Origin of the sequence: Pseudomonas sp. AN3A02 (assembly GCF_011765255.1) — a bacterium.
Lineage (GTDB): Bacteria > Pseudomonadota > Gammaproteobacteria > Pseudomonadales > Pseudomonadaceae > Aquipseudomonas.
In genome coordinates this window covers 48,142-66,074 of sequence record NZ_JAARNI010000009.1, presented here as the reverse complement: position 1 = coordinate 66,074, position 17,933 = coordinate 48,142, and the positions used below count along the sequence as shown (strand labels likewise).

Here is a 17,933-nt window from a genome sequence, read left to right as displayed (position 1 = left end):
AGGGCAGTGAACGCTTGTCACACTCAACGAACTTCAGGACCGCACTCAATGAGCTTTCTTCGTCCCAAATTCATTACGTTCGACTGCTACGGTACGCTGACCAACTTTCATATGGGCACCATGACCCGCGAGCTCTTCGCCGATCGCATCACCCCTGGGCAGATGGACCAGTTCGTCAAAGACTTCTCCGCCTACCGCCTCGACCAGGTCATGGGCGACTGGCGCCCCTACGATGAAATTCTCAAGACCGCCCTGGCCCGTACCTGCAAGCGCTGGGGGATCGAGTATCGCGAGGAAGGCCAGCTGTATTACGACGCCGTGCCGACCTGGGGCCCCCACGCGGACGTGCCGGCCGGTCTGTCGAAGATTGCCGACAAGATTCCCTTGGTGATCTTCTCCAACGCCAGCGACAGTCAGATCATGTCCAACGTCGACAAGCTCGGCGCGCCGTTCCACAAAGTATTTACTGCCGAACAGGCCCAGGCCTACAAGCCGCGCCTGGCCGCCTTCGAATTCATGCTCGACAACCTGGGTTGCGGCCCGGACGACATCTTGCATGTGTCTTCCAGCTTCCGTTATGACCTGATGCCGGCCCATGACATGAAGATCAAAAACAAGGCGTTCGTTGCCCGTGGCCACGAAGTGCCAGGCAATGCGTTTTACGGTTACCAGCAGATCACCGATATCGGTGGGCTGCCAGCGTTGGTCGGCCTGTAACAGCACACCAAGGGGTAAAGCATGGGCAGTGAATCCTATTGGCTAGACACCGCACCGGCATTTACCGGTGCCCATCCGGGCAGCTTGCCCAAGCAGGTCGATGTTGCAGTGGTCGGCGGTGGGTTCACTGGCCTTGCGGCGGCGCGGGCGTTGGCGCTCAAGGGCGCAAGCGTAGTGGTATTGGACGCCGGGCGAGTGATCGGGGAAGCCTCGGGCCGCAACGGTGGGCAGTGCAACACCGGGGTGGCTCAGGACTATGCCGGCTTGCACGCCAGCCTCGGCGCCGATAAGGCCCGCGCTTACTACCAGGCCTATGAAAGTGCGGTGCACTCCGTGGTTTCGCTGGTCGAGCAGGAAAACATCGCCTGCGACCTGGTACGCAACGGCAAGCTCAAGCTGGCGGCCAAGCCCCTGCATTACGAAGGCCTGGCCCGCACCTGTGAGCTGATCCGCCGGGAGGTGGACGCCGACGTCGAATTGCTCACCGCCGAGCAGACCCACGCCGAAGTCAACTCGGCGCAGTTCCACGGCGGCTTGCTGCAACGCAACGGCGTGCAGATGCATGTGGGGCGCTTTGGTGTGGGGTTGGCCGAAGCGGCGGCCCGGCGCGGCGCGATGATTTACGAGCACACCGAGGTCAAGGACTGGAAGGCCCAGGCCGGCGGCTATCAGGTCAACACCGCCAAAGGCTCGCTGCACGCCGGACAAGTGTTGCTGGCCACCGGCGCCTGCCAGCATGGCGACCTCGGCTGGTACCGCCGGCGCATTGTGCCGGTGGGCAGTTTTGTCATCGCCACCGAGGTCTTGCCCCAAGCGCTGATCGATCAGTTGCTGCCGCTGCGCCGCGCCTATGTGACCAGCCGCATGATCGGCAACTACTTTCGCCTGACGCCGGACAACCGCCTGCTGTTTGGCGGGCGTGCACGGTTTGCCATGTCTGACAGCGTCTCCGACGCCAAGAGCGGCAAGGTGCTGCAAGCGGCGATGCTGAATATGTTCCCGCAGTTGGCGCACGTGAAGATCGACTACTGCTGGGGTGGCCTGGTGGACATGACGTCCGACCGCCTGCCCCGCGCCGGCCAGCATGGCGGCGTGTTCCATTCCATGGGCTATAGCGGCCATGGCGTGCAGATGTCGGTGCACATGGGCCAGGTCATGGCCGACGTCATGGCGGGCAACACGGCGGCCAACCCGTGGCGTGAACTGGAGTGGCCGGCGATTCCCGGGCATTTCGGCAAACCCTGGTTCCTGCCGTTCGTGGGCGCCTATTACCGTTTCCAGGACTATTTGCACTGAGTTGCCGTTGTTGCGTCACCGTCGTTTGCGTTTCCAGGACGCTCCGGACATCCGTGAGCACTCGATTCTCCCGATTATCGACAGGTAGCCTTGCTATGACTGACAACAAAAACACACCCGAGCTCATTTCCGGCCAGGAAAGCCTGCGGGTGTTCGAAAGTCTCAACCGTGGCATGTCACGCCGTAACGCTTTGCAAATGCTGGGCGTTGCCGGTGTGGCCGCAGCCGGTGCGGGCAGCCTGTTCGGCAGTGCCGGCAAGTTGTTCGCCGATGAAGCTGCCGTTGAGGGCAAAGGCAAACCCGGTGGCAAGATCCGTGTCGCCGGCATGTCCAGCTCCACCGCCGACACGCTCGACCCGGCCAAGGGCGCGCTGTCCACCGACTATGCACGCCACTACATGTTCTACAACGGCCTGACCCGTTTCGATAAGCACCTGGTGCCGCAACTGGAACTGGCTGAACGCATCGACAATACCGACGCCACGGTGTGGACCATCACCCTGCGCAAAGACGTGACCTTTCACAACGGCAAGTCCCTGACGGCCGCCGACGTGGTGTTCTCCCTGAATCGCCACAAAGACCCGCTCACCGGCTCCAAAGTCATGCCGCTGATGGAGCAGTTCGCCGAGATCAAGGCCAGCGGGCCGAACGAGGTGCAAATTCGCCTTAGCGCGCCCAATGCCGAGTTGCCGTCGATCCTCGCTGTGTCGCACTTGCTGATCGTTCCCGAGGGCACCACCGACTTCAACAAAGGCATCGGCACCGGCCCGTTCACTGTCGGTGAGTTCAAACCGGGTGTGCGCTCGATTGCCGTGCGCAACAAGAACTACTGGAAACCGGGCTTGCCGTACCTCGACGAGATCGAGTTTATTGCCATCGCCGACGAGCCATCGCGGGTCAACGCGCTGTTGTCGGGCGACGTGCACATGATCAACGAGGTCAACCCGCGCTCCACCACGCGCATTGCCGCGAGTGCCAAACACCGGGTCGTGGATGCGCCGTCGGGCAACTACACTGACTTGATCATTCGCCAGGACCAGTTACCCGGCAAAAGCCCGGATTTCACCCAGGCCATGAAGCTGCTGCTCGACCGTGAGCAGGTCAAGTCTGCGGTGTTCCGGGGATTTGCCGTGGTCGGCAACGACCACCCGATTGCGCCGGGTTCACGTTACTTCAACGCCGATCTGCCGCAGACGGTCTACGACCCGGAAAAAGCCAGGTTCCTGCTGAAAAAAGCCGGCATGGAAAGCATCACTATGCCCGTCATGGCGTCGCCTGCCGCCACCGGTTCGGTGGACATCGCCGTGCTGTTGCAGCAATCGGCGAAACAGGCCGGGCTCAAGCTGGATGTGAACCGCCTGCCGAGCGACGGCTACTGGTCCAACCACTGGATGAAGCACCCGTTGAGCTTCGGCAACATCAACCCTCGGCCGAATGCCGACGTGATGTTCTCGCAGTTTTTCCAGTCCAAGGCGCCGTGGAACGAGTCCGGCTGGCAGAACGATCAGTTCGACCAGCTGTTGATGCTGGCCCGTGGCGAAACCGATGACGCCAAGCGCGCCAAAATGTATGGCGACATGCAGACCCTGGTGCACGACCACTGCGGTATCGGTGTACCGGTATTTATCAGCAACATCGACGGTGTCGACCAGCGCATCAAAGGCTACGGCACCAACCCGCTGGGCGGTTTCATGGGCTACATGTTTGCCGAGCAGGTGTGGTTGGACGCGTGAGGAGGGCGGTGCGATGAATGGCAATACACTGTGGTTGATCGCCCGGCGTTTCGGCGCCGGGGCCGTGACCTTGTTGATCGTGTCCATGGTCGTGTTTGCGATCACGGCGGTGCTGCCGGGGGACGCGGCGCAGCAATCCCTCGGCCAGTTCGCGACCCCTGAGCAGGTGGCGGCACTGCGCCTGAAGCTGGGGCTGGACCAGCCCGGTGTGTTGCGTTACCTGCACTGGTTGATGAGCCTGCTCACCGGCGATCTGGGCGTGTCAGTGTCCAACGCCATGCCGGTGGGTGAACTGATGGCGGGCCGGGTGCCCAACACCCTGATGCTGGCGGGCGCTACGGCGCTGGTCTCGGTGCCGGTGGCACTGGTATTGGGGATTGGCTCGGCGATGGGCCGGGGCGGGCGCATCGACAGCTGCCTGAGCTTTATGACCCTGGCGATGGTCGCGGTGCCGGAGTTTCTGGTGGCAACCCTGGCGGTGCTGATTTTCGCGGTGAATCTCGGCTGGTTGTCGGCGCTGTCTTACGCCAGCGACATCACCTCGCCGCTGCAATTCATGCGCACCTATGCCTTACCGGTGATGACGCTGTGCTGCGTGATCGTCGCGCAGATGGCGCGCATGACCCGCGCCGCCGTGATCGATCAACTCGACAGCCCCTACGTGGAAATGGCCCGACTCAAAGGCGTCAGTCCCATTCGCATTGTGCTGCGCCATGCCTTGCCCAATGCCATCGGGCCGATTGCCAATGCCATCGCCCTGAGCCTGTCCTACCTGTTGGGCGGGGTGGTGATCGTCGAAACCATCTTCAATTATCCCGGCATCGCCAGCTTGATGGTCGATGCCGTGACCAACCGTGACATGGCGCTGGTGCAGGCGTGCACCATGTTGTTCTGCGCGGCCTACCTGGGGTTGGTGCTGATCGCCGACCTGTGCGCAATCCTGTCCAATCCGAGGCTGAGAAACCAATGAACCCGATCATTGCGAAATCCAAGCCTGTGTCCTCTGCGCTGGCCCTCGCCAAGGTTTCCAGCGGCCCGTCCTGGCTGGGGCTGGTGGGCGCCGTGGTGTGCGTCATCTGGTTGCTGGTGGCGCTGTTCGGCCCCTGGCTGGCACCACACCCGGTGGGTGAAGTGGTGTCCGACAACATCTTCGAAGGCTTCAGCCTCACTCATCCGTTCGGCACCGATTACCTGGGCCGCGACATGCTTAGCCGGGTATTGGTGGGCGCGCGATTCACCGTCGGGCTGGCGCTGGTGGCGGCGTTGTTGGCCAGCACCTTCGGCACCGGGTGTGCGCTGCTCTCCGTGGTCTCGCCCAAGTGGCTGGACGAGATCATCAGCCGCATCATGGATGCCTTTATCTCGATCCCAAGCAAAATGCTTGCGCTGATCATGGTCTCGGCGTTTGGCTCGTCAGTGACGCTGCTGATCTGCACGGCGGTTATCAGTTACATCCCGGGCTCGTTCCGCGTTGCCCGCAGCATGGCGGTCAATATCGAGGCCCTGGAGTACGTGCAGGTTGCGCGCACTCGCGGCGAAGGCCGGTTGTACGTGGCGTGCATGGAAATCCTGCCGAATATGCTCAACCCGGTATTGACCGACCTGGGCCTGCGTTTCGGCTACATCGTGCTGTTGCTCAGCGGCATGAGTTTTCTCGGCCTCGGCGTGCAACCGCCAGACGCCGACCTCGGCTCGCTGGTGCGCGAAAACATCGGCGGCCTCAATCAGGGCGCGCTGGCCATCATCATTCCGGCGCTGGCCATTGGCACACTGACCATCGGTGTGAATCTGCTGATCGACTACCTGTCATCACGCCGTAGTCGACGCACGGGAGGCCATTGAAATGACCCAATTGATTCGCGTCGAAGACCTGCGCGTGGTGGCCTGCGGTGAGCACGGCGAGGTAGAAATCGTCAAAGGCGTGAGCTTTGCCCTGGAAAAAGGCGAAGTGCTGGCGTTGATCGGTGAGTCCGGCTCGGGCAAGACCACCATCGCCCTGGCCTTGCTCGGGTATGCACGGCGCGGCTGTCGTTTGTCTGGCGGGGTGGTGCAGGTCGGTGAACACGACATGCTCGCCTTGAGCGAAAAACAGCTGCAGGGCCTGCGCGGCAATCGCGTGTCCTATATCGCCCAAAGCGCCGCAGCGGCTTTCAACCCGGCCAAAAAGCTCATCGACCAAGTGGTGGAAGGTGCATTGATCCATGGCCTGGGCACCCGGGTCGAGCTGGAAGCCAAGGCCATCGGCTTGTTTCGCGACCTGGCCCTGCCCAATCCCGAACGCATTGGCCGGCGCTACCCGCACCAAGTCTCCGGCGGGCAACTGCAGCGGGTGATGGCGGCGATGGCGCTGATCAGCGACCCGGTGCTGGTGGTGCTCGACGAGCCGACCACGGCGCTGGACGTGACCACCCAGATCGACGTGCTGCGCGCCTTCAAACGCGTGGTGCGCGAGCGCGGCGCCACGGCCGTTTACGTGTCCCATGACTTGGCGGTGGTCGCGCAAATGGCCGACCAGATCGTAGTGCTCAATGGCGGGCAGATTCTCGAGCAAAGCGCCACGGCGCCGCTGCTCAAGGCGCCGACCCACGAGTACACCCGCAGCCTGCTGGCTGCTGCGCGGCCAGACACCACCATTCGCCCGCCCAGCGGGATTGCCGAAGACGTGCCACTGCTGACCATCAGCGGCCTCACCGCCGGTTACGGCAACAAAAACATGCACGGCATGCCGTCGATTCGGGTGCTCGAAGACATCGATCTCACGGTGCGCCGTGGCCAGGCCATCGGCGTGATCGGCGAGTCGGGCTCCGGGAAGTCCACGTTGGCGCGGGTGGTGGCCGGGCTGTTGACCCCGGCCCTCGGCGGCCTGACCTTCGACGGGAAACCCTTGGGCGGAAGCCTCGCCGAGCGTAGCCCGGAGCAGTTTCGCCGTATCCAGATGGTGTTCCAGAACGCCGACACTGCGCTCAACCCGATGCACAGCGTGGCGGCCATCCTCAGCCGTCCGCTGAAGATGTATTTCGGCCTCAAGGGCGCTGCCTTGACGGCGCGCGTCGGTGAGTTGCTGGACCTGGTGCGCCTGCCGCGCTCCCTCGCCGAACGTCGTCCCAACGAGCTGTCCGGCGGGCAAAAGCAGCGGGTCAACCTGGCCCGCGCGCTGGCGGCCAAGCCCGACCTGATCCTGTGCGATGAAGTCACCTCGGCCCTCGACACGGTGGTGGGCGCGGCGATCCTCGAACTGCTGCGCGACCTGCGCCAGCAACTGGGGGTGTCGTACCTGTTTATCAGCCATGACATCTCCACCGTGCGTGCCTTGTGCGATGACATTGTGGTGATGTACAGCGGCCACAAGGTGCAGGCCGGCAACCGCCAGTCGTTTGCCGAGCCACCGTTCCACCCCTACACCGACCTGCTGATTCACTCGGTGCCCGAGTTGCGCCAGGGCTGGCTGGAAACCTGCGGCACCGCGTGCGAAACGCTGCCGGTGATTGGCGAGCGGGCCAACGTGCCGGAACTGTGCACCTTCCTCAATCGCTGCCCGGTACGCGTCGACGGCCTGTGCAACCGTACTGCGCCAAGTCGCCGAGCCCTCGACAACGGCGGTGAAATCCTTTGCCACCACGACAGCGCCCAGTTGCTGAATACCCAGCGGGGCGTCATCACCACCAGCTTGGGAGCCTATGCATGAAGGGGCGTTTTGTGAGGTTGGCCGAACAGGGCCGGCCGACGGTCAGCCTGACCGTGGATGGTGCAGTCATCGAGGCTTTGCAGGGCGACACCCTGATGGTCGCACTGTTGACCCAGGGCAACGCGCTGCGCCAGTCGGAATTCGACAGCGGGCGCCGCGCCGGTTTCTGCCTGATGGGCGCGTGCCAGGACTGCTGGGTATGGACCCGCAGCGGCGAACGCCTGCGTGCCTGCTCCAATGAAGTCCGTGACGGGCTGGACATCGTTACCACACAACCGGAGGCGACATGGCCACTGCACGGGTAGTTATTGTGGGCGCTGGACCTGCCGGGGTGCGCTGCGCCGAAACCCTGTTGGCGGCGGGTATCAAGCCGATCCTGATTGATGAAAACCGCCGTGATGGTGGCCAGATCTACCGCCGCCAGCCCGACGGGTTCACCCGCGACTACACCACCCTGTACGGCAGCGAGGCCGCCAAGGCCCAGGACCTGCACCAGAGTTTCGATCGCCTGCGCGGTGCCATTGATTACCGCCCCGACACCCTGGTGTGGAACCTGACGCCGGGGCAACTGTGCTGCGTCAGCCAGGGCCGCCATACCACCGTGGAGTATGACGCGCTGATCCTGTGCACCGGCGCCACCGACCGCTTGATGCCCGTCGAGGGTTGGCAACTGGCGGGCACCTACAGCCTGGGCGGGGCGCAGATCGCGTTGAAAAACCAGGCCGTGTCCATCGGCCATCGCGTGGTGTTCATGGGCAGCGGGCCGTTGCTGTATCTGGTCGCCAGCCAATACGTCAAGGCCGGCGCCGAAGTGGCTGCGGTGCTCGATACGTCTCCCTTTAGCCTGCGCCTGAAGGCCCTGCCCAAACTGCTGGCGCGGCCGGGCTTGCTGTTTACCGGGATCAAGCTGCTGGCCCAACTGTACCGCGCCAAGGTGGCGGTGCACTTGGGGATCAAGCCGCTGCAAGTCATGGGCGACGCGGCCAATGGTGTGATGGGCGTGCGGTTCACCACGGGCAGTGGGCGGGAGGTCACGGTGCAGGCCGATGCCGTTGCGCTGGGCTATCACCTGCGACCGGAAACCCAGTTGGGCGACCTGGCTGGCTGCACCATGGCGTTCGACCACGCCTCCAGCCAATGGTGGTTGGCCACCGACGACGCCGGACGCACCTCGGTGAAAGGCGTGTATGCGGCCGGTGACGGTTCGAAGATTCGCGGCGCGGATGCCGCCGAACACGCCGGGCGCCTGGTGGCGTTGGCGCTGCTCGAAGATCTGCAGCAACCGGTGAACGCCGCGCTGCGTGATGAGCAACAGCAGGCCTTGGCGGTGATGGATCAGTTTCGCCTTGGCCTGGCCCAGGCGTTCCCCTGGCCCAGCGAACAGGCCAAGGCCCTGCCGGACAGCGCCATCGTGTGCCGCTGCGAGATGATCAGCGCCGGCGAGTTGCGCCGCACGGTGAAAGAGAAGGGCGCCTGCGAGGTCAATCGCGCCAAGGCGTTCAGCCGCGTGGGCATGGGCCGTTGCCAGGGGCGTTATTGCTCCCAGGCCGGGGCTGAAGTGATCGCCGCCGCTGCCGGTGTGCGGGTCCAGGAGGTCGGTCGCCAGCGCGGCCAGGCGCCGGTCAAACCCTTGTCGATGCTGATTACCGAGGAGGTATCGCCATGAGCGTTCAAAAAGCCGATGTGGTGATTGTCGGCGGTGGTGTGATGGGCTCGGCGACCGCGTTTTTTCTGCGTCGTCGCGGGCATTCAGTGATCCTGCTGGAGCGCGACCAGATCGGCCAGTACGCCAGTGGTGTGAACTTTGGCAATGTGCGGCGGCAAGGGCGCTTCCTTGGTCAACTGGCCCTGGCCAACCGCTCCTGGGCGTTGTGGAAGCGCCTGCCGGAACTGATCGATGACGACCTGGAGTTCATCCCCAGCGGCCACATGCGTGTGTGTTACCGCGAAGATGAAATCGCCGAGCTGGAAGCTTATGCGGCCGCGCCGGAAGCTGAACAGCTGGACCTGAAGATTTATCGCGGTGCCGAGCTGCATCGACGTTTCGGCTTCCTCGGCCCCGACGTCAAGGGCGGCTCCTATGCGCCTCACGATGGCCACGCCAACCCGCGTCTGGCCGCGCCGGCGTTTGCTCGCGCAGCGCGGCGCCTGGGGGCGCAGATTGAAGAGCGCACTGAAGTCGCCGAGGTGCAGAAGGTCGGCGCCGACTTTCATATCACCACCACCGATGGGCGCCAGTTCCACGCCGCGCAACTGTTGATCACCGCCGGCGCCTGGGGCCAGAAACTCTCGGCGCAGTTCGGTGAGCCGGTACCGCTGGACACCCACGGCCCGCAAATGGCGGTGACTGAGCCGGTGCCTTATGCGCTGCCGACGGTTATCGGCGTGTACACCAAAACTCCTGAAGAAGTGATCTACTTCCGCCAGATTCCCCGGGGCAATATCGTCATCGGCGGCGGTTACCGCAGCAAGCCGGATATGCTCAACCGCCGCGCCTATGTGGAACCGCGCAGCATCCTCAACCAGGTCAGCCAGATGCGCCGCCTGCTGCCGGGCGTGGGTAACCTGAATATCATCCGCGTGTGGAGTGGCATCGAAGGCTACCTGCCGGACTCGCTGCCGGTGATGGGCGCCAGCGGCACCGTCGACGGCCTGTTTTATGCGTTCGGTTTTTGCGGCCACGGCTTCCAGCTCGGCCCGGGCGTCGGTGATGTGATGGCCGAACTGCTGAGCACCGGGAGCACCAGTACCCCGATCGAACCGTTTTCCATCACCCGCTTCGCCCCACCTGCCGAGCAACGGAGCCAGGCCTCATGAAACCCCGCGTTCTCGAGATTCTCAAACAACTGATGGCCTTCGACACCGTGTCGTCGGAATCCAACCTGGCCCTGATCGACTACGTGCGTGACCTGCTGCTGACCAAAGGCATCGAGTCGCTGATCGTCAAAGACCAGAGCGGCAAGAAGGCCAACCTGTTCGCCAGCACCGGGCCAAAGGAGCGGCCCGGTGTCTTGTTGTCCGGGCACACCGACGTGGTGCCGGCGGCGGGGCAGGCCTGGACCTTTCCCGCCTTCGCCGCCACCGTGCAGGATGGGCGTATCTATGGACGCGGCAGTTGCGACATGAAGGGCTTTATCGCCCTGGCCATCGACGCGATGCTGGATGCCGCCGGCCACAGCCTGAACCGCCCGCTGCAACTGGCGCTATCCCATGACGAAGAGATCGGTTGCGTCGGTGTGCGACGCTTGCTCGACGTGCTGCACCTGGCGCCGGTGCGGCCGTTTCTGTGCGTGATCGGAGAGCCGACCAATATGCAGTTCGTGCTGGGCCACAAGGGCAAGGGCTCTTACCGCACGTATTGCCGGGGCCAGGAGGCCCATTCGTCCCTGGCGCCACGCTCGGTCAATGCGATTCATGTGGCGTGCGACTTTATCGCTGCCCTGCGCGAGAGCCAGCAGCAACTGCAACACCACGGCGCACAGGACAGCGACTACGACGTGCCCTACAGCACCGTGCATGTGGGGCAGATCGTCGGCGGCAAGGCGCTGAATATCGTGCCTAACCTGTGCACCCTGGATTTTGAAGTGCGCAACCTGCCGGCCGACGATCTGGACCAGTTCCTGGAGCAGATGCGCGAGCGCGCTGAAGTGATCGTGCGCGAGGCACAGAAGTTGTCCAGCGTGGCGGCCATCGAGATCGAGACCATCAACGTGTATCCCGGCCTCGACACGCACCCAAGCGTCGAGGCGGTGCGCTTTCTCAAGCAATTCGCCGCGCCGGGCACCGGCACCTCTAAGGTTTCGTTCGGCACCGAGGGCGGCCTGTTCAAGCAGCGCCTGGACGTACCGGTGGTGGTGTGCGGGCCGGGTTCCATCGAGCAGGCGCACAAGCCCGACGAGTTTATCGAGATCAGCCAGATGGACGCCGGCGAGCGCTTTTTGCAAGGCTTGCTCGGTTCGCTGACGGCCTAGCAGAGCCTGCCGTCCTGGGGTGAATTTCAGCACGGCACGCTGCTTAACGCGTGCTTTCGGCATCCTCGTTTGCGGCACCTCCCTAGACTGGAGCGTGTCTCGGATCAGGACTCGACCATGCTCAAGAATCGCTTGCAAGACCCCAGCCTGCTGGCTGAACTCGCCTACGTAGATGGCCAGTGGATCGCCGCCGACAGCGGCGCCACACTGGACATCCGCGACCCCGCTACCGGCCACTTGCTCGCTCAAGTTCCGGCGATGGACGCGGTGGATACCCGCCGCGCCATTGAAGCCGCCGAACGTGCCTGGCCCGCCTGGCGTGCACGCCCGGCCGCCGAGCGTGCGGCGCTGCTGGAGCGCTGGTACCAGGCGATGATCGACAACCTTGATGACCTGGCGCTGATCATGACCAGCGAACAGGGCAAGCCGCTGAACGAAGCCCGCGGCGAAGTGCGCTACGGTGCCGGTTTCGTCAAATGGTTCGCCGAGGAAGCCCGCCGGGTCTACGGCGAAACCATGCCCGCGCCCAGTGGCGACCGACGCCTGCTGACCCTCAAGCAACCCGTGGGCGTGTGCGCCGCCATTACCCCGTGGAATTTCCCCAACGCGATGATCACCCGCAAATGTGCGCCTGCGCTGGCCGCCGGGTGCCCGATCATCGTCAAGCCGTCGGACCTCACGCCACTGTCGGCCCTGGCCCTGGCGGTGCTGGCCGAGCGCGTCGGCATTCCGGCCGGGGTGTTCAATGTGATCACCGGCTTGCCCGCCGGCATTGGCCAAGAGCTGACCGGCAACCCGGCGGTGCGCAAGATTTCCTTCACCGGCTCCACCGCCGTCGGCCGCCTGCTGATGCGCCAGAGCGCCGAGCACATCAAGCGCCTGAGCCTGGAACTGGGGGGCAATGCGCCCTTTATCGTCTTCGACGACGCCGACCTGGAACAGGCGGTGGCCGGGGTGATGCTCAGCAAGTTTCGCAACGCCGGGCAAACCTGCGTGTGTGCCAACCGCATCCTGGTACAGGCCGGTATCTACGCGCGTTTCGCCGCGCGCCTGGTGGAGGAGGTGAGCAAGCTCAAGGTCGGTAACGGCCTGGAGGAAGGCGTGACCATCGGCCCGCTGATCAACCCGGCGGCGGTGAACAAGGTCGCACGGCATATTGACGATGCCCTGAGCCAGGGCGCGAAGTTGTTGTGTGGCGCGATCCCCTCGGGTGACAGCCAGTTTGTGCAGCCCACGGTGCTGGGTGACACCCACGCCGGCATGTTGCTGGCCAATGAAGAAACCTTCGGCCCGGTGGCACCGCTGATGCGCTTTTCGGATGAAGCCGAGGCGCTGGCCCTGGCCAATGCCACGCCGTATGGCCTGGGCGCCTACTATTTCACCCAGGACCTGCAGCGCTCGTGGCGTTTTGGCGAAGCTTTGGAGTTCGGCATGGTCGGGCTAAACACCGGGATTATCTCGATGGAAGTCGCGCCGTTTGGCGGCATCAAGCAATCGGGCCTGGGGCGCGAGGGCAGCAAGTACGGCCTGGACGAATACCTTGAAGTCAAAGCCTTCCATATCGGCGGCTTGAACTGATTTTTTGCGAGGCGCGTACCATGAACAAGGCATTCAGAATCGCCGCGATTGCCGGCGATGGTATCGGCAAGGAAGTGCTGCCCGAAGGATTGCGGGTACTGGAACAGGCCGCCAGGATCTGGGACCTGAACCTGAGCATCGAAGTGCTCGACTGGGCCCATTGCGATTACTACCTGGAGCACGGGCAGATGATGCCCGAGGACTGGTTCGAACAGCTCAAGGGGTTTGATGCGATCTACTTTGGCGCCGTGGGGTGGCCGGACAAAGTCCCGGACCATGTTTCCCTGTGGGGTTCGTTGCTCAAGTTTCGCCGCGACTTCGACCAGTACGTGAACATCCGCCCGGTGCGGCTGTTTCCCGGGGTGCCGTGCCCGCTGGCCGGGCGCGAGCCGGGGGACATCGACTTTGTGGTGATTCGCGAGAACACCGAGGGCGAATACTCGTCCGTGGGCGGCAAGATGTTCGAGGGCACCGAACATGAGTTCGTGCTGCAGGAGTCGGTATTTACCCGGCGCGGCGTCGACCGCATCCTCAAGTTCGCCTTCGACCTGGCCCAGTCCCGTCCGCGCAAGAGGCTCACGGCGGCGACCAAATCCAACGGCATTTCCATCAGCATGCCCTACTGGGATGAGCGCACCGCATTGATGGCTGCCAACTACCCCGAAGTGAGTTGGGACAAGCAGCACATCGACATCCTGTGCGCGCGGTTTGTGCTGCAACCGGACCGGTTTGATGTGGTGGTGGCTTCGAACCTGTTCGGCGACATCCTCTCCGACCTCGGGCCGGCGTGTGCCGGGACGATAGGCATTGCGCCGTCGGCCAACCTCGACCCCGAGCGACGCTTTCCGTCGTTGTTCGAACCGGTGCACGGCTCGGCGCCGGATATTTACGGGCAGAACATTGCGAATCCCATAGCGATGATCTGGTCGGGGGCGTTGATGCTGGATTTCCTTGGCAACGGCGATGAGCGGTATCGGGCGGCCCATGACGGAATCTTGCAGGCGATTGAGTCGGTGATTGCCGAGGCCGTGGTGACGCCGGATCTGGGCGGGAAGGGCTCTACTCAGGATGTCGGGCTGGCGATTGCCCAAAGGCTCCCGATTTAAAGCGCGCACGGTCAAAAAAAGTGGGAGCGGGCTTGCTCGCGAATGCAGTGGTTCAGTTGAAATATCTTTGGCTGACACCCTGCATTCAGTTGGCCTGGCGCGGGGCACGGTGTCGCCGAGTTTGAACAGTTTTGTGCGGTGGCTGGAGGAGCGCGGCCTGGCACTCACACCGTAGCAGCTGTCGAGCTTTAGCGAGGCTGCGATGACGTCGGCACAGTCGACATTGATGTTGCCTGACCCACCGCCATCGCGGCCTCGCTAAGGCTCGACGGCTCCCACATTTGATCTTTGTCAGGCACCAAATTGCAGGGTGCCAGCTTGGCCATCAGTGCGTCGGTGCCTAATTGCATCAGTCACACAGGTTTTCTGTGGGAGCTGTCGAGCTTAAGCGAGGCTGCGATGACGTCGGCACAATCGACATTGATGTTGCCTGACCCACCGCTATCGCGGCCTCGCTAAAGCTCGACGGCTCCCACATTTGATCTTTGTCAGCCGCCAAATTGCAGGGTGCCAGCTTGGCCATCAGCGCGCCGGCGCCTGATTGCATCGGTTACACAGGTTTTCTGTGGGAGCTGTCGAGCTTAAGCGAGGCTGCGATGACGTCGGCACAGTCGACATTGATGGTGGCTGACCCACCGCTATCGCGGCCTCGCTGAGGCTCGACGACTCCCACATCAAGTCAGGTGCTCCCACATTTGGATCTGCATACATCAATAACCCTTGCGCCGATCCACCTCACCCAGCATCGGCTCGCCGCGCTCATACCGCCGGATATTCTCCAGCAACCCCCCAAACGCACTCGCCGGTTGGGTCATCGCCGCGATATGTGGCGTCAGCATAATCTGCGGGTGATCCCAGAATGGATGATCCGCCGGCGCAGGTTCCTCCTGCAGCACATCCAGCACTGCACCGCTCAGTTGCCCACTGCCCAATGCCTCCAGCAAGTCTTCTTCCACCAGATGCCCGCCACGCCCCATGTTGATCAGCGCCGCCCCATGCGGCAATTGCGCAAACAGCTCCCGGTCGAGAATGTCTTGGGTCTGCTCGGTCAACGGCAGCACACACAACAGAATGTCGCACTGGCTGAGGAACGTCGGCAGTTGTTGTTCGCCGGCGTAGCAGTCCACGCCTGCCAACTGATAAGCACTGCGGGCCCAGCCCGACAGCGCAAACCCCAACGGCGCCAACGTCGCCAGAATCTGCTGGGCCTGGGTGCCCAGGCCCATCACGCCGACCCTGCGATTCACGGCCGGCTGTAACAGGTGCGCCTGCCAGCAACGCGCCACTTGCTGTTGGCGATAGCGCAACATATCGCGGTGCAGGCTCAGCACCGCCCAACTGGCGTATTCGCACATGCCGCGGGTGATGCCCGGGTCGAGCAAGCGCACCACGGGCAGGTCGGGCGGCAGGCGGGAGAGGTCCAGTTGGTCGACCCCGGCCGACAAGGCAAACAGCACTTTCAGGTTGGGCAGTAATTGCATGAGGTTGTCGGGCGCCTGCCAGGCGGCCAGGTAGTCCACGTCTTCGGCATTGCCGATGTCGGGCCAGGCGCGCCATTCGATCTGCGGCGCGTGTTCGGCGAACAGTGCCTGCCAATGTTGGCCGCGCACCGGGTCAGCTTTGTAGAGCAAGGCCATGGGCATTTCCTGCAGGGTTCGGGTAGTCATCATCATCCCCCAAGCCCGGCGCAGGATCTGTTGAAAGGCGGGGGCAAAACAGTCGATCCGAATTTCTCACGGGCCAAGTTCGGCGTAGTTGGTTGCCCGCACGCCGTACTCTGAACAGCATCGCAACCACTTTCCGGTTGCCGCATTCACGATGGGAACTGCCATGAATAGCAAAGTCGACGAAACCCCTCATTTGCTGCGTCAGCGCGATCAGTTCGTGCCTCGTGGCCTGGTGACCGCGCACCCCCTGGTGATCGACCGTGCCCAGGGCGCCGAGTTGTGGGACGTGGATGGCAAGCGTTACCTGGATTTCGTCGGCGGGATCGGCGTGCTGAACATCGGGCATAACCATCCCAAAGTGGTGGCAGCGGTGCAGGCCCAGTTGCAGAAGGTCTCCCATGCCTGCTTCCAGGTGGTGGCCTACCAGCCTTACCTCGACCTGGCACAGCGGCTGTGTGAAATGGTCGGCGGGCAGGAAGCCTATAAGGCTGCGTTTTTCACCTCCGGTGCCGAGGCCGTGGAAAATGCGGTGAAGATTGCCCGTGCCCACACCAATCGTTCGGCGGTGATCGCCTTTCGGGGCGGCTTCCATGGTCGAACCTTGCTTGGCACCACGCTCACCGGCATGAGCCAACCCTACAAACAGAACTTCGGGCCGTTTGCACCGGAGGTGTTCCACACGCCGTATCCGAATGCTTATCGCGGGGTGACCAGCGAGATGGCACTCAAAGCCCTGGATGAACTGCTGGCGACCCAAGTGGCGCCGGAGAGGATCGCGGCAATCATCATCGAGCCGGTGCAGGGCGACGGTGGCTTCCTCACGGCGCCTGCGGAGTTTCTCCAGGCGCTGCGTGCGTTGGCTGACAAGCACGGCATTGTGTTGATCCTGGATGAGATCCAGACCGGTTTCGGCCGTACCGGTACCTGGTTCGGCTTCCAACACGCCGGCATCCAGCCGGACCTGGTCACCGTGGCCAAGAGCCTGGCCGGCGGCTTGCCTTTGTCCGGTGTGGTCGGCAAGGCGCACATCATGGATGCGCCGTTGCCCGGCGGCCTGGGCGGCACTTACGGCGGCAATGCGTTGGCGTGCGCGGCGGCACTGGCGGTGATCAGCGCGTTCGAGCAGGAACAATTGCTCGAACGCGGCCAACGGCTGGGCGAACGCCTGCGCCAGGGCCTGCTCGGTTTGCAGGCGCGCTACCCGCGTATCGGCGATGTGCGCGGCACCGGCTTCATGTTGGCAATCGAACTGATCCAGGATGACCCGGCGCGCACCCCGGACGCCGACCTCAACCAACGGCTGATCGATGAGGCCCGCGCCGGCGGGTTGCTGGTGATCAAATGCGGCGTGCACCGCAACGTGTTGCGCTTTCTCGCGCCGTTGGTGACGACCGAGGCCCAGGTCGACGAAGCCTTGCAGATACTCGACGGCGCCTTGGCACGGGTCTTGAACTGAGCCTGTGCTTGTTCAGGGTGAACCGCATCATTGGAGACTTGACCCCACATGGGACTGACAGATTATCGAGCGTTACTGATCGATTGCGATGAAGTGCTGGTGGACCGCGACTCGGGTGTGTTGGCCGCCTTGCAGCCGCTGCTCGACAGCCGCGGCGGACACCCGTCCAGGGAGCAAGTGCTGGCCGAGTACAACACGGTGGTCGCCAATCTCTACCCGCGCTTCGCCGAGTTGGGCTTCAGTGGCGTGCTGTGTTTCGCCCATCGCCAACTCGCCGAGCGCTGGGGGCTCCACGCCAGTTGGGAGGAGGGCATGAGCTTTGCCCGCAGCGCCGGCAGTTGGGCGCTGTTCGAGGATGCGCCGGGGGCTATGCTGTACCTGCGCAAGTTCTATCGGTTACGGGTGCGTGGCGACCGCGACGCGGAGGATCGTGGCGTGTTGTGTGAGCGGCTGGGTATTGCACCGGAAGATTTCATTTCCCTGGCCGATGACCTGCAATGGCTCAGCGAACAAGCGGAGGATGTGCAACCCGTGCTGCATGTGACACGACCGTCGGTCGCGGCGCACGGGGGGCTGGACCGCTGCTTGATCGGCCGCCAACGGCCCCGGCAGCCTTCGCCGTGCGCGGCGGAGTACTGCATCAGCAGCATGGCGGATCTGGTGGCTCAGCATCAGCTGTCTTTACGGCGCTGATTTTGCTAGAAGATTGTCTTACAAACGGCAG

At 63.4% G+C, this 17,933-nt stretch carries 15 protein-coding genes; 14 read left to right on the top strand and 1 reads right to left on the bottom strand.

Features of this window, described 5'->3' with window-relative positions; translation table 11 throughout:
* The first annotated feature begins 48 nt into the window (after positions 1-48).
* The 12 genes from HBJ59_RS24815 to HBJ59_RS24760 all read left to right on the top strand — a co-directional run bounded on the left by HBJ59_RS24815 (position 49) and on the right by HBJ59_RS24760 (position 14,086).
* The gene (locus HBJ59_RS24815) at positions 49-717 is read left to right on the top strand and encodes a haloacid dehalogenase type II (protein ID WP_076014596.1); all 669 of its coding nucleotides are present in this window, start codon (positions 49-51) and stop codon (positions 715-717) included.
* A 21-nt stretch (positions 718-738) separates the two neighbouring features.
* A complete protein-coding gene (locus HBJ59_RS24810) occupies positions 739-2,013 on the top strand; it encodes an FAD-binding oxidoreductase (RefSeq protein ID WP_167665071.1) in 1,275 nt (424 codons plus the stop codon).
* A 95-nt stretch (positions 2,014-2,108) separates the two neighbouring features.
* Positions 2,109-3,746, top strand: coding sequence for an ABC transporter substrate-binding protein (locus tag HBJ59_RS24805; RefSeq protein WP_167665070.1), 1,638 nt, complete (start codon positions 2,109-2,111; stop codon positions 3,744-3,746).
* Between the two features lie 13 nt (positions 3,747-3,759).
* Entirely contained in the window at positions 3,760-4,716 is a 957-nt protein-coding gene (locus tag HBJ59_RS24800) for an ABC transporter permease (protein ID WP_167665069.1), read from the top strand.
* A complete protein-coding gene (locus HBJ59_RS24795; protein ID WP_167665068.1) occupies positions 4,713-5,588 on the top strand; it encodes an ABC transporter permease in 876 nt (291 codons plus the stop codon). The genes HBJ59_RS24800 and HBJ59_RS24795 overlap by 4 nt, the downstream gene beginning before the upstream one ends.
* A gap of 1 nt (position 5,589) precedes the next feature.
* Entirely contained in the window at positions 5,590-7,431 is a 1,842-nt protein-coding gene (locus tag HBJ59_RS24790) for an ABC transporter ATP-binding protein (RefSeq protein WP_167665067.1), read from the top strand.
* Complete coding sequence (locus tag HBJ59_RS24785; RefSeq protein ID WP_167665066.1) at positions 7,428-7,736, top strand: (2Fe-2S)-binding protein; 309 nt, start codon at positions 7,428-7,430, stop codon at positions 7,734-7,736. Before HBJ59_RS24790 ends, HBJ59_RS24785 begins: the two co-directional genes overlap by 4 nt.
* Positions 7,718-9,097, top strand: a complete 1,380-nt coding sequence (locus tag HBJ59_RS24780) for an NAD(P)/FAD-dependent oxidoreductase (protein ID WP_167665065.1) — start codon at positions 7,718-7,720, stop codon at positions 9,095-9,097. The genes HBJ59_RS24785 and HBJ59_RS24780 overlap by 19 nt, the downstream gene beginning before the upstream one ends.
* Complete coding sequence (locus HBJ59_RS24775) at positions 9,094-10,248, top strand: FAD-binding oxidoreductase (RefSeq protein WP_167665064.1); 1,155 nt, start codon at positions 9,094-9,096, stop codon at positions 10,246-10,248. Before HBJ59_RS24780 ends, HBJ59_RS24775 begins: the two co-directional genes overlap by 4 nt.
* Positions 10,245-11,402, top strand: a complete 1,158-nt coding sequence (gene argE / locus HBJ59_RS24770; protein WP_167665063.1) for an acetylornithine deacetylase — start codon at positions 10,245-10,247, stop codon at positions 11,400-11,402. The genes HBJ59_RS24775 and argE overlap by 4 nt, the downstream gene beginning before the upstream one ends.
* A 117-nt stretch (positions 11,403-11,519) precedes the next feature.
* Complete coding sequence (locus tag HBJ59_RS24765; protein WP_167665062.1) at positions 11,520-12,980, top strand: NAD-dependent succinate-semialdehyde dehydrogenase; 1,461 nt, start codon at positions 11,520-11,522, stop codon at positions 12,978-12,980.
* A gap of 20 nt (positions 12,981-13,000) precedes the next feature.
* Positions 13,001-14,086 (top strand): tartrate dehydrogenase, encoded by a 1,086-nt coding sequence (locus HBJ59_RS24760; RefSeq protein ID WP_167665061.1) that lies wholly within the window; start codon positions 13,001-13,003, stop codon positions 14,084-14,086.
* Positions 14,087-14,796: 710 nt separating this feature from the next.
* Here HBJ59_RS24760 and HBJ59_RS24755 read toward each other — a convergent pair.
* Positions 14,797-15,723, bottom strand: coding sequence for a glyoxylate/hydroxypyruvate reductase A (locus tag HBJ59_RS24755; protein WP_167665181.1), 927 nt, complete (start codon positions 15,721-15,723; stop codon positions 14,797-14,799).
* A gap of 193 nt (positions 15,724-15,916) precedes the next feature.
* Between HBJ59_RS24755 and gabT the strand changes: the two genes are divergently transcribed.
* Together gabT and HBJ59_RS24745 are read left to right on the top strand one after the other, a co-directional pair.
* Positions 15,917-17,209, top strand: coding sequence for a 4-aminobutyrate--2-oxoglutarate transaminase (gabT, locus tag HBJ59_RS24750; RefSeq protein WP_167665060.1), 1,293 nt, complete (start codon positions 15,917-15,919; stop codon positions 17,207-17,209).
* Between the two features lie 48 nt (positions 17,210-17,257).
* Positions 17,258-17,902, top strand: coding sequence for an HAD family hydrolase (locus HBJ59_RS24745; protein WP_167665059.1), 645 nt, complete (start codon positions 17,258-17,260; stop codon positions 17,900-17,902).
* The last annotated feature ends 31 nt before the right edge of the window (positions 17,903-17,933 follow it).

Coding starts and splice junctions, on each gene's coding strand:
- HBJ59_RS24795 (WP_167665068.1), top strand. CDS start 4,713: ATGAACCCGATCATTGCGAAATCCAAGCCTGTGTCCTCTGCGCTGGCC.
- HBJ59_RS24780 (WP_167665065.1), top strand. CDS start 7,718: ATGGCCACTGCACGGGTAGTTATTGTGGGCGCTGGACCTGCCGGGGTG.
- HBJ59_RS24775 (WP_167665064.1), top strand. CDS start 9,094: ATGAGCGTTCAAAAAGCCGATGTGGTGATTGTCGGCGGTGGTGTGATG.
- HBJ59_RS24760 (WP_167665061.1), top strand. CDS start 13,001: ATGAACAAGGCATTCAGAATCGCCGCGATTGCCGGCGATGGTATCGGC.
- argE (WP_167665063.1), top strand. CDS start 10,245: ATGAAACCCCGCGTTCTCGAGATTCTCAAACAACTGATGGCCTTCGAC.
- HBJ59_RS24810 (WP_167665071.1), top strand. CDS start 739: ATGGGCAGTGAATCCTATTGGCTAGACACCGCACCGGCATTTACCGGT.
- HBJ59_RS24745 (WP_167665059.1), top strand. CDS start 17,258: ATGGGACTGACAGATTATCGAGCGTTACTGATCGATTGCGATGAAGTG.
- HBJ59_RS24805 (WP_167665070.1), top strand. CDS start 2,109: ATGACTGACAACAAAAACACACCCGAGCTCATTTCCGGCCAGGAAAGC.
- HBJ59_RS24755 (WP_167665181.1), bottom strand. CDS start 15,723: ATGGCCTTGCTCTACAAAGCTGACCCGGTGCGCGGCCAACATTGGCAG.
- HBJ59_RS24790 (WP_167665067.1), top strand. CDS start 5,590: ATGACCCAATTGATTCGCGTCGAAGACCTGCGCGTGGTGGCCTGCGGT.
- gabT (WP_167665060.1), top strand. CDS start 15,917: ATGAATAGCAAAGTCGACGAAACCCCTCATTTGCTGCGTCAGCGCGAT.
- HBJ59_RS24800 (WP_167665069.1), top strand. CDS start 3,760: ATGAATGGCAATACACTGTGGTTGATCGCCCGGCGTTTCGGCGCCGGG.
- HBJ59_RS24785 (WP_167665066.1), top strand. CDS start 7,428: ATGAAGGGGCGTTTTGTGAGGTTGGCCGAACAGGGCCGGCCGACGGTC.
- HBJ59_RS24815 (WP_076014596.1), top strand. CDS start 49: ATGAGCTTTCTTCGTCCCAAATTCATTACGTTCGACTGCTACGGTACG.
- HBJ59_RS24765 (WP_167665062.1), top strand. CDS start 11,520: ATGCTCAAGAATCGCTTGCAAGACCCCAGCCTGCTGGCTGAACTCGCC.